An 11,216-nucleotide genomic window follows, 5' to 3' on the forward strand; every position below is an offset into this window, starting at 1 on the left:
ACGAGGACGGTTCGCCGGCACTCCCAGCCGGGCGCGAAATGGGGGCACCTCCCAGCCCGCAAGGGCTGGGGGAGCCGCGCGCTGATCCGACAAGATCGGCCGGACAGACCCTAGTCCTACGGCCGCGACAAGGGCGGGTCGAAGGCAGCACATCAGCGCGCGAAATCCGGGTGCTGCCATTGGCCCGGTCCGAGCGGGGAGTGTAGGAATGGGCGTATGACCCGGTTTCGGGCAGCACCCGGCGGACAGCGCGCGGCGGGCCGGACCTCCGCGCGCCGGACGTCCACGAGCCCCCGCTCCGGCCCGCCGGCCCCGGTGACCACCGCGCAGACCGGACGGCACGGATGACCGACGACACGCCCCGGCACGCGGACCCCGAACCGGCCGTCGTCCGCGAAGGCCTGCTGCTGATCGACGCCGACCGGCGCCTGCTGTACGCCAACGACGAGGCCCGCCGGCTGCTCGACCTGCCCACCGACTGCGAGAGCCGCCCCCTGCGCACCCTCGGCCTGCAGGACGAACTGATCGCCCTGCTGGACGGCGGAGCCGACCTCACCGACACGCCGATCACCGCGCACGGCCGCACCCTCGCCCTCGACCTGCGCCACACCGACCGGGCCGGCGGCCCGGCCTGCCTGCTCGCCACCCTGCGCGACACCACCGTCGCCAACCCCGACACCGCCCGCCGCCGCCTCGAACTGCTCTACCGGGCCGGCGGCTCCATCGGCACCACCCTCGACATCACCCGCACCTGCCAGGAACTCGCCGCCGCACTCGTCCCCGCCTTCGCCGACTACGCCTGCGTCGACCTCTGCGAAGGCGTCCTCGACGGCGGCGAACCCCGCCCCGGCCGGCGCGGGGCGATGCACCGGGTCGCACTCACCGGAATCACCGCCCGGCCCCCGCTGCTCCCCCCGGGCTCGTCCGTGCCCGTCGTCCCCGACACCCCGCGCGCCCGCGCCGTCGCCACCGCCCGCTCGGTGGTCGAACCCGACCTGTCCGCGGCGCTCGACGTCTGGGACGAAGTCCGCCCCGGCGCCGTCGACGCCATGCGCGACGAGCAGGTGCACACCCTGATCGCGGCGCCGCTCAACGTCGGCGACACCATGCTCGGCGTCGCCACCTTCTGGCGCGCCCGCCCCCGCCCCGCCTTCGACGAGGAGGACGGCACCCTCGCCGAGGAACTCACCGCCCGCGCCGCCGTCCTGGTCGACAACGCCCGCCGCTACACCCGCGAACACACCATGGCCGTCGCTCTCCAGCACAGCCTGCTCCCCGCCGAACTGCCCGAACAGCAGGCCCTGGAAGTCGCCTCCCGCTACCTGCCCGCACAGGCCGGCGTCGGCGGCGACTGGTTCGACGTGATCCCGCTGTCCGGCGCCCGGGTCGCCCTGGTGGTCGGCGACGTGGTCGGCCACGGCGTGCACGCCGCCGCCACCATGGGACGGCTGCGCACCGCCGTGCACACCTTCTCCTCGCTCGACCTGGCCCCCGAGGAACTGCTCGGCCACCTCGACGCCCTGGTCAACCGCCTCGACCAGGAGAACCCCCGCCCCGACGGCGGCGAACGCCCGATCACCGGCGCGACCTGCCTGTACGCCGTCTACGACCCCGTCACCCGACGCTGCACCTTCGCCCGCGCCGGACACCTGCCGCCCGCCGTGGTGCTCCCCGACGGGCACGTGGACATCCCCGACCTGCCCGGCGGGCCCCCGCTCGGCATCGGCGGACTGCCCTACGAGACCGCCGAGTTGGAACTCCCCGAAGGCAGCCGGCTGGTGCTGTACACCGACGGCCTGGTGGAATCCCGCGCGCACGACCTCGACCACGGCATGAAACTGCTCCGCGCCGCGCTCGCCCACCCCGGCCGCGGCCCCCGGGAGACCTGCGACGACCTGCTCGACGCGCTGCTGCCCGCCAACCCGGCCGACGACATCGCCCTGCTGGTGGCCCGCACCCGGGCGCTCCCCGCCGACCACGTCGCCGACTGGGACGTCCCCGCCGACCCGGCCGCCGTCGCCCGGGTACGGGCCGCCGTCACCCGACGGCTCGACGACTGGGGCCTGACCGAGCAGGCGTTCGCCGCCGAACTCGTGCTCAGCGAACTGATCACCAACGCGATCCGGCACGCCAGCGGGCCGATCCGGGTCCGGGTGCTGCGCGACCGCGCCCTGATCTGCGAGGTCTGGGACGGCTCCGCGACCTCCCCGCACCTGCGGCACGCCACCGACACCGACGAGGGCGGGCGCGGCCTGTTCCTGGTCGCCCAGCTCGCCGAGCGCTGGGGCACCCGCTACCCCGCCAGCGGCAAGGTCATCTGGGCCGAACTGCCGATCGGCACGCCGCCCGGCGGGGCACCGGACGGCACGTTCGGCGGAGTGGAGCCGTCGTTCACTCCTCGCACAGCTGCTTGAACAGCTCCAGATCCGTCCGCACCGCCTCCTCCACCGCCTTGCTCTGCGCGAACCCGCGCGGACCGCCGACGGCGTCCTTCAGCTCCTCCGGGTCGTACTCGAGGCGCACCTGCACCTGGGTGTGCGCGGCGTCCAGCGGGCGCAGCGCGAAGGTGCCGCGCAGCGGCGGGCCGTCCACGGTCTCCCAGCTCATCACCCGGCCCCGGCCGTGATCGGTCAGCTCCGCGTCCACATGGTGCCGCTCGCCGCCGATCTCCACCTCCAGATCCGCGTGCCGCCGCCCCCGCGCGCTGGCGTGCACCACTCCGCCGACGAACTCCGGATACTCCGCCACCCGGTGCAACTGCGACCACGCCGTCCCCACCGGGGCGGTCACCTCGATTTGCTCCTCCAACGTCCGCATCGCGCGCACCTCCGCATCCTCGACGCTCCCCTCCAGACTGACAGGGGACAGGGACGCCTGCCGAGCGCGGACAGCACACCGCCCCCGGCGGGCGGGAACCCGTCGGGGGCGGTGCGCTGTCGTCAGTCCTGCGGGAAGGTGCCCTCGAACGCGGCGGCCAGGCGCAGGTACGGCACCGCTTCGGCGTGGCGGCCCTGGCGCTCCAGGACGCGGCCGAGGACGAGGTGCGCGTAGTGCTCCACCGGGTCCAGCTCGATCACCTTGCGCAGCTGCTCCTCCGCGCGGCGCAGCTGGGCGGAGTGGTAGTACGACCGGGCCAGCAGCAGGCGCGGGCCGACCTGCTCCGGGGCCTCCTCGACCAGCTCGGCGAGGATCCGCGCGGCGTCCGCGTACGCCTTGGAGTCGAAGAACAGCTGGGCGCGCACCCAGCGCTCGGCGACCGTCCCCTCGTGGAGCGCCGCCTGCCCGGTGGACAGGCCCGTGGTCTGCTGGCGGAAGTCGGTGGTCATTGCCGTGCTCCTTGCCGTTCCGGTTCCTCTGCCGGGCCTCCGTGGCCCGACGGGTGGTTGAACGTTCACCTATCGGCCGCTATTCCAGGAGCGATTCAGGCGTTTTCCGCCAGGTCCAGCAGCCGCAGCATGAACGACACCGGCAGCGCCGGATTCGCCGCAGCCGCTGCCGGGTGCGCATCCGCCTCCAGCAGCGCCAGCAGCGCGTCCAGCGGCAGCCGCGGATCGCCCGCCGCCGCCCGCGCCACCGTCCGGTCCGGATCCTCCGCCAGCCGCGCCAGCACCTCCGGCGCCAGCTCCGGATCGCGCAGCGCCGCCAGCCGCAGCGCCGGCTCCGGCCGCTCCGCCCACCGCGCGAGCCCCGGCGCCGCGAACGGCTCCAGGGCCGGCAGCGAGGACGGGCCCAGCAGCTCCGCGTACACCGACCGCAGCAACTCGCCCGGCGCGTCCGCGCAGTGCTCCGCCAGCGCGAGCCGCACCGCCGGCTCCGGGTCCTGGGCGAGCAGCGCGACCACCTCGCCCGGAAGACGCTCCAGCGCCGCCACCGCGCGCCGCACCAGCGGATGCCCCGAGCGGGCCAGCCGCAGCAACTCCGCCGGATCGTCGGCCCTTTCGGCCACCCAGGGCAGCTCGGGCGGCGCCGCGTCCGGCACCTGGTAGTCCACCGCGGAGCGCTGCTGCTCCGTCAGGTCCGAACGCAGCGACACCGTGAGGCGCACCGCCGTGTCCGGGTCGGCCGCCAGGGCCAGCGCCAGGTCCGTCGGCAGCTGCGGATTGCCCGCCGCCGCCCGGCGGATCCGCGGGTTGTCGTCCAGCACCAGCCACTCACCGAGCGCGCGTTCCAGGGCGGCCCCCGCCGCCGTCCGCTCCCGGCGCACCGGGTCGCTCTCCGCGATGTACCCCGCCAGCGTCACCGGCAGCGGCCGGTCCACCCGCAGCGCGCGCTGCACCGCCGCCCGCACCGCCGGATCGCGGTCCGCGCGCAGCGCCGTCCGTACCCGGGCCGGGAGTTGGGCCCAGCTGTCCGCCGCCACCGCCGCGGCCCGCACCAGCGGCGAACCGTCCTGCGCGAGGCGCACCAGCAGCTCCTCCGGCAGGCCCGCGCAGCCCGGCACCCGGCGGCGGGTGTCCGGATCGCGGTCGGCCGCCAGCGCCACCAGCGTCCGCTCCGGCAGTGGCACCGAGTGCGCCGCCGACGTCGCGGCCCGGCGCACCCGGCGCTCGCCGTCCCCGGCCAGCGCCGCCAGCACCACCGGCGACAGCCCCGGACGCTCCGCCAGCGCCGCCCGGACCCGCCAGCGCGGGTGCCGCAGCGCCGCCTCCACCACGCGGTCGGGCAACTCCGGCCGGCGGGCCGGCCAGGTCGAGTCGCCGCCGTCGGCGATGTCGTCCAGCAGCCGGACCAGCACCTCGGCCGGGGCCGCCGGATTGGCCGCCAGACCGGCGCGCCACTCCCTTCCCGGCGGTGGGCCGGACAACGGTCGCCAGACGGCGGCCGGCTGATGGGCGCTCAGATCGAGCACGTGTAGTACCTCCCCCGGAACGGCAAACGTCACCGACCCTACCCGCGTGGTGGCGCTCCGTGCACGGGATCGGGCCACGCCCACACCCTCGGATCGCGGGGTGTGGGAAGTGTGTGCGCCCTGCGGACCGTCGGGGTGGGGGTGCCCCGTGCGGCCGGGTTTGGTGGCACTCGGTGCCAGGAGTGGCGTGGAGCTGGCGGTTCGTCAGGTACGGGGAACCAGGCGGAAGGTGAGCACCCGGCCGCCCTCCTCGCTGGTCACCAGCTGCACCCGGGCCCCGATCGGCACCGCGCCCGGCAGCCCGCCGAGCACCGAGGCCTGCACGGTGAAGCCCTCGTCCAGCACGATCAGGTACGGGCGCCCCAGGTGCGGGCCGCGGCGGATCGGACGCAGCAGGCGCTGCACCGTCCCCTGCCCGGACGCCACCGCCGGCTCCAGGTCCGCCGACCCGCACACCGGGCACAGCAGGCAGGTCACCGCACTGGCCGAGTGGCACCAGCGGCAGCGGCGGTAGCGCAACTCGGTCTCGGCGACCGGGAGTTCGGGCTGTGGCCGGAAGGCGGACGGGGCGAAGTCCGGGTCGAACAGGTCGGTGGTGGGGGTGGTCGTCGCGGTCGGGGCCGTCGTCGGCGCGGCCGGGGCGAGAGTGAGGGTCATCATGGCCGTCTCCTTGCTGAGCCGGTGTGCGCCGCCGTACCGCCACCCGGGCGGGCGTGCGGTCGGGGCGGTCTGCCAGAAGGAAGGTATGGCACTCAGTGCCCCGTGTAAAGGTACCGAGTGCCAGGCGGGTAATCGGATCATCCGCGTGGCGAATGGGGCCTGTGAGGACGGCCGGGGGAGTGGCCGCCGGGCCCGGTCACGGCTCCAGGGCCGCCTCGACGCCCTGCACCACCCGCCACATCGGGGTCCCCCGGCGGGCCACCATGACGACCACCTCCTCGTCCTGCGACTCCGCCCGCCCCTCGGCCGCGCCGTCGCCCCAGGTGTCGATCACCAACTGCAGCGCCTCGTCCACCGCCGCGCCCACATCGCCCTCGCCGCCCGAACGCAGCCAGGCCCGCAGCGCGTAGTTGTGCGCCGCCACCACCGCCGCCGCGATCACGTCCGCGCGCAGCGCGCCGTCCGCGCGGGCCGCGTACCGGGTGCGCAGATGGCCCGCCAGGGTGCGCTCGTAGCGCCACACCACGGAGAGCTCGTGGGTGCGCAAGTTCGGGACCTTCTTGGTCAGTTGGTAGCGCCCCACGGAGAACGCCGGGTTCCCCGCGTACATCCGCAGCACCAGCCGGGCCGCGTCGCAGACCTGCTCCACCGGGTCGCCCGAAGGATCCGCCTGCTCGAGGAACGCCGTCATGTCCGCCAGGCAGCCGTCGTGGTCCGGGAAGACCACCGCCTCCTTCGACGGGAAGTACCGGAAGAACGACCGCCGGCCGACCCCCGCGAGCGAGACGATGTCGTCGACCGTGGTCTGCTCGAAGCCCCGCTCCGAGAACAGCTCGAACGCCGCCTCCACCAGGGCGTCCCGCATCGTCGGCCGGGTCGCCGTGGTTCCGCCCTGCTCATGCACCTCGCTCATACCCCGGACGGTAGCACCGACGCGGAGGAGAAGGCTGGGCGAGGCGATACTCAGTGTGCATAATCGGGGGTACTGAGTGCCATCACCGAGGAGACTGCCATGACCCAGGACTTCGACCTCTACCGGCTGAGCGAGGAGCACGACATGCTCCGCGAGGCGGTGCGTTCGCTGGCGGAGGCGAAGATCGCCCCGTTCGCGGCGGCGGTGGACGAGGAGGGGCGGTTCCCTTCGGAGGCCCTCGAGGCGCTGCAGGCGAACGATCTGCACGCGGTGCACGTGCCGGAGGAGTACGGCGGCGCGGGTGCGGACGCGCTGGCGACGGTGCTCGTGATCGAGGAGGTGGCGCGGGTGTGTGCCTCCTCGTCGCTGATTCCGGCGGTGAACAAGCTGGGTTCGCTGCCGGTGCAGCTGTCCGGTTCGGAGGAGCTGAAGGCGAAGTACCTGGGGGCGCTGGCCCGCGGTGAGGGCATGTTCTCGTACTGCCTGTCGGAGCCGGAGGCGGGTTCGGACGCGGCCGGCATGAAGACCCGGGCGGTGCGGGACGGTGACTTCTGGGTGCTCAACGGTGTGAAGCGGTGGATCACCAACGCGGGTGTGTCGGAGTTCTACACGGTGATGGCCGTGACCGACCCCTCGCTGCGGTCGAAGGGCATCTCGGCGTTCGTGGTGGAGAAGGGCGACGAGGGCGTGTCGTTCGGCGCGCCGGAGAAGAAGCTCGGCATCAAGGGTTCGCCGACGCGTGAGGTGTACTTCGACAATGTGCGGATCCCGGCGGACCGGATGATCGGCGCGGAGGGCACGGGTTTCGCGACGGCGATGCGGACGCTGGACCACACCCGGGTGACGATCGCCGCGCAGGCGCTGGGCATCGCGCAGGGCGCGCTGGACTACGCCAAGGGCTATGTGAAGGAGCGCAAGCAGTTCGGGAAGGCGATCGCGGAGTTCCAGGGCGTCCAGTTCATGCTGGCGGACATGGCGATGAAGCTGGAGGCGGCGCGGCAGTTGACGTACGCGGCGGCGGCGAAGTCGCAGCGCGGTGACGGCGATCTGACGTTCTTCGGGGCGTCGGCGAAGTGCTTCGCGTCGGACGTGGCGATGGAGGTCACGACGGACGCGGTGCAGCTGCTGGGCGGGTACGGGTACACGCGGGACTACCCGGTGGAGCGGATGATGCGCGACGCGAAGATCACCCAGATCTACGAGGGCACCAACCAGGTCCAGCGCATCGTCATGGCCCGCAACCTGCCGTAACGGCAGCCCCGGCCCCCTCAGGCGCCCGTCCACCGGGTCGCTCCCACGTGCAGCTCACTGCCCGTGGCGCGACCCGGCCGGCGGGCGCCTTCCGTTTTGCGCTCCAGGCCGGGGTGGTTCGTCGGCGTTGAAGGGTTCGGGTCTGACGTCGGGTCATGGGGTGCGGTGGGGGTGGGCGGGGCTCTCTCGGGTGGGGGTTTCGCGGCCGGCAGGGTGAACGCGTCCGGCTAGTGGGTCAGTAAAGGTATTTGACAGATTTTCAGACGAGATGCCCGATTGTATGGTCGCGGTGAGTAGCCACTCGTGTGTGTTGCGTGCGTGAATCGCGGGCTTGCCGCCCAGGTCGCCACCCTCACCGTCACCCCGTGTGACACCGGACCGCCCGATCGGAAGGATTCGTCATGAGACGCCGTCGACCTCCCTGCGAACGCCCGCCCGGACGCTATGGGCCGGCGGCGATCCGCGGCCGCGCCGTGAGGGCCTTGCTGCCCCTCGTCGTCGCGCTCGCCATGGCGCCGGCATCCTTCGCCTGGCCCGCCGCGGCGCATTCGCCGGTGGCCGTGCACACCGTCGCCGGTGACGACCGGGCGGTCGAGGCCCCGGTGCCGGTGACGCTGAGCAAGACCGGAACCGACGTCGCCACCGGGAGCACGACCCAGACCGAGCACGGCGGCACCGTCCGCTGGGTGGTCTCCAAGACCAATCCGGCCGGCGTCCCGGTCGACGCCACGATCACCGACGTGATCCAGGGCGGACCGGGCACCGTCCCGCAGCAGCAGACCTACGTACCCGGCTCGCTCCAGGTGCCGCCCGGCTACAGCAGACAGTGGTCCACCGACGGCGGCGCGAGCTTCGCCGATACCGACCAGGGCACCGCGACCAACGTCGTCCAGGCCCACAACCCCGATCTCGCGTCGCCCGCGACCGGCGTGGTGGTGCAGATCCCGCCGCCGTTCACCCCGGTCAACACGGCCACCGGCGGCGACGGCTTCACGCCCATCCTGTACACCGCCACGATCAACGGTGTCTCCACACCCGAGATCTGGAACATCTACCACCACGGCTTCGCCAATCCGGAAAGCGTGGTCTGTACCGACCTGCTCACCAACGGCCCCTGTCCGGCCCCGGACGGATCCCCCGCCAGCTGGCCCCAGGCGCTGAACTCCTCGCAGCCCGGAGCGACCACCGGTGACCTCGGCAGCACCCGCACCCCGACCTACGTGCAGATCGGCTCCAAGCTGTACTACGCAGCGATCAGCCGGGAAACGTCCGCACTGATCGGCGTCGGCTGCATCGACCTCCAGGCGCAGGCCAGTTGCGGCTTCACCCCGCTGCAGACCGGCGAAGGGCTGGTGGTCGGCGGTGTCGTCCAGGCACCGAACCAGCACCTCTACGCGGTCTCCGGCACCGGCGAGATCCTCTGCTACGACGCCGCCGCCAACGCCCCCTGCGGAACCTTCGACATCGGCCTGCCTCCCAATGAGGGCCAGGTCTCCTTCAGCGGCGACTACGCCGGCATCATGCGGACCATCGAAGGAAAGATCTACGTCACCGACAACCAACTGGCCCCGCTGCCAACGGTGATGTCCTGCTTCGACCCGTCCACGAACGCCGCGTGCGCCGGCTGGCCCACCCCCAAGATCGTGGCCACCCCGACCACCGACGAACCCGCCCGGGCCGACAACGTCTTCGAGATGTACGACGCGGCGGGCACCGTCACCGGCGTCTGCACGATCGTCGGCGGCTTCTACCAGGCAGTCAACCCGCCCGTCGGCACCGTCGAGTGCTTCGACCTGACCGGCAACCCCATCGCCGCGCCCCCCGGCCTCAGCTCCCTGGTCAGTACCAACCTCGCACTGGGCGAGGCCAACTTCCAGGTGCCGCTCACCATCACCGCCCCCAACGGGCACCTGGAGACCGAGTTCCCGTTCTGGATCTACCGGGGCATCACACCGACCCTCAACAGCACCTCGTACTGCTACGACTGGAACATCCAGGGCCCCTGCGCCCAGTACGGTGCCGACGGCGTCCTCGACGGCCCGCCCAACGTCAACGGCGGCAACACCAGCCCGTACGGCTACGCCTACGACGGCCAGTGCAAGTACGGACTCGGTGACACCGGCTACCTGTTCTCGCTCGACCCCGTCACCGGCGCCTCGCCCTGCCAGAAGACCAGGGCGCAGAGCACCATCAACCCCGCCGACTTCTACTGCGACGGGGCCTCCGGGCATGTCCAGTCCTACGGGACGGTCAAGCTCTTCGGCATCGATCCGAGCGTCATCGACTTCACCCAGTCCTCGGTGACCGTACTGGCGGCGGACGGCAGCACCGTCGGCACCTTCCCGTTCAACCCCGCGACCGAAACAGCGGACATTTCCTCCGTCCCGGTCGCCGACTCACCGATCCAGGTCATCGCCAACCTCACCCTGAACGGCGGCGAGACCTTCCCCGCCAACGTGCGGATGGAGGTCACCTTCGTCGGCGACGCGCCCCAGATCTGCTTCGAGACCACCGTGGCGAAGGACTGCACCGTCACCTCCGTCTCCAACCAGGCCAGCGCCGTCACCAACGGCCAGCCGCCCACCTTCTCCAACACCGTCACCCTCCAGGTGCCCGCCGGTCCCGAGTGCACCGCGGACCTGACCGTCCTCAAGGAGGTCTGCGCCGCCAACAACGCCACCGACTGCGGCCCGGGCGGCCCAGGCCCATGGGCCAGTGCCACCACCCTTCCCCCCGGAGGCACCGCCTACTGGCGCATCACCGCCACCAACGTGGGCCCCACCGACATCACCGGCATCACCCTCGATGACCCCGTGACCCCCTCCTGTGCCGCGAACGCCGGCACCTTCGACCTACCCGTCGGCACCAGCCATCAGATCTTCTGCAACCTCCCCGGCATCACCCAACCCACCACCAACACCGTCACCGCCAGCTTCACCGGCCCCGACGGCAGCACGTTCATCACACCGCCCTCGGAGGCGACCGCCGATGTGGCGGGTGTCGGGGCGCTGGAGATCCAGAAGACGCCCGACGCTTCGGGCCCGTTCCGCCTGGATGACAAGATCCCCTACACGTACACCGTGACGAACACGGGTACGGCGCTCGTCCACGACATCACGGTGACGGACAACCTGATCGCGCCGGTGATCTGTGACCTGACGACACTGAACCCGGGCCAGAGCACGCTCTGCCACGGTTCGTACGTCGTCACGGCGGCGGACGTGCAGGCCGGGCACGTGACGAACACCGCTCAGGCGAACGGCACGGATGCGAATGGCGTGGACGTGCACAGCCCGCCGGTCGATGTGACCGTTCCGGTGGTGGGCACCGCGGAACTGGCCATCCAGAAGACGGCGGACTCCGCCGGTCCGTTCCACGTGGGTGACACCGTCACCTACACGTACACCATCACCAACCTGGGCACTGCGACGGTGCACAACTTGGCTGTCACGGACGACCACGTCGCCTCGGTGACCTGTGACACGACGGTGCTGAGTCCCGGTGAGAGCACGCTCTGCCACGGTTCGTATGTCGTGACGGCGG

At 72.4% G+C, this 11,216-nt stretch carries 8 protein-coding genes; 3 read left to right on the forward strand and 5 right to left on the reverse strand.

Translation table 11 applies throughout. The features are described from left to right. Positions 1–344 precede the first annotated feature (344 nt). The gene (locus ACIHEI_RS25825) at positions 345–2,414 is read left to right on the forward strand and encodes a SpoIIE family protein phosphatase (RefSeq protein ID WP_396608244.1); all 2,070 of its coding nucleotides are present in this window, start codon (positions 345–347) and stop codon (positions 2,412–2,414) included. Here the strand turns inward: ACIHEI_RS25825 and ACIHEI_RS25830 are convergent. The 5 genes from ACIHEI_RS25830 to ACIHEI_RS25850 all read right to left on the reverse strand — a co-directional run bounded on the left by ACIHEI_RS25830 (position 2,392) and on the right by ACIHEI_RS25850 (position 6,422). After that, the gene (locus ACIHEI_RS25830; RefSeq protein ID WP_387647857.1) at positions 2,392–2,817 is read right to left on the reverse strand and encodes an SRPBCC family protein; all 426 of its coding nucleotides are present in this window, start codon (positions 2,815–2,817) and stop codon (positions 2,392–2,394) included. The genes ACIHEI_RS25825 and ACIHEI_RS25830 overlap by 23 nt on opposite strands. A 122-nt stretch (positions 2,818–2,939) precedes the next feature. After that, complete coding sequence (locus tag ACIHEI_RS25835) at positions 2,940–3,326, reverse strand: tetratricopeptide repeat protein (RefSeq protein WP_392946174.1); 387 nt, start codon at positions 3,324–3,326, stop codon at positions 2,940–2,942. Between the two features lie 95 nt (positions 3,327–3,421). Beyond that, positions 3,422–4,849: a hypothetical protein gene (locus ACIHEI_RS25840; protein ID WP_396608245.1), complete on the reverse strand. Its 1,428-nt coding sequence runs from the start codon at positions 4,847–4,849 to the stop codon at positions 3,422–3,424. 204 nt (positions 4,850–5,053) lie between these two features. Further along, positions 5,054–5,509 carry a Zn-ribbon domain-containing OB-fold protein gene (locus ACIHEI_RS25845; protein WP_387647849.1) on the reverse strand — a complete coding sequence of 152 codons (456 nt, stop codon included), beginning with the start codon at positions 5,507–5,509 and terminating at the stop codon, positions 5,054–5,056. A gap of 196 nt (positions 5,510–5,705) precedes the next feature. Beyond that, complete coding sequence (locus ACIHEI_RS25850; protein ID WP_392946180.1) at positions 5,706–6,422, reverse strand: TetR family transcriptional regulator; 717 nt, start codon at positions 6,420–6,422, stop codon at positions 5,706–5,708. Between the two features lie 99 nt (positions 6,423–6,521). Between ACIHEI_RS25850 and ACIHEI_RS25855 the strand changes: the two genes are divergently transcribed. Beyond that, on the forward strand, positions 6,522–7,673 hold the full coding sequence (locus ACIHEI_RS25855) for an acyl-CoA dehydrogenase family protein (RefSeq protein WP_396608246.1): 1,152 nt from the start codon (positions 6,522–6,524) through the stop codon (positions 7,671–7,673). Between the two features lie 482 nt (positions 7,674–8,155). Next, the coding region (locus ACIHEI_RS25860; RefSeq protein WP_396608247.1) for a hypothetical protein at positions 8,156–11,216 on the forward strand (3,061 nt) is incomplete at its 3' end.

It is taken from the genome of Kitasatospora sp. NPDC051984 (genome assembly GCF_044593455.1).
In the GTDB taxonomy this organism is placed as follows: Bacteria; Actinomycetota; Actinomycetes; order Streptomycetales; family Streptomycetaceae; genus Kitasatospora.

Excerpts from the sequence above, each read along its gene's own strand:
- ACIHEI_RS25850 (WP_392946180.1), bottom strand. The coding sequence starts at position 6,422 with ATGAGCGAGGTGCATGAGCAGGGCGGAACCACGGCGACCCGGCCGACG.
- ACIHEI_RS25835 (WP_392946174.1), bottom strand. The coding sequence starts at position 3,326 with ATGACCACCGACTTCCGCCAGCAGACCACGGGCCTGTCCACCGGGCAG.
- ACIHEI_RS25825 (WP_396608244.1), top strand. The coding sequence starts at position 345 with ATGACCGACGACACGCCCCGGCACGCGGACCCCGAACCGGCCGTCGTC.
- ACIHEI_RS25830 (WP_387647857.1), bottom strand. The coding sequence starts at position 2,817 with ATGCGGACGTTGGAGGAGCAAATCGAGGTGACCGCCCCGGTGGGGACG.
- ACIHEI_RS25855 (WP_396608246.1), top strand. The coding sequence starts at position 6,522 with ATGACCCAGGACTTCGACCTCTACCGGCTGAGCGAGGAGCACGACATG.
- ACIHEI_RS25845 (WP_387647849.1), bottom strand. The coding sequence starts at position 5,509 with ATGATGACCCTCACTCTCGCCCCGGCCGCGCCGACGACGGCCCCGACC.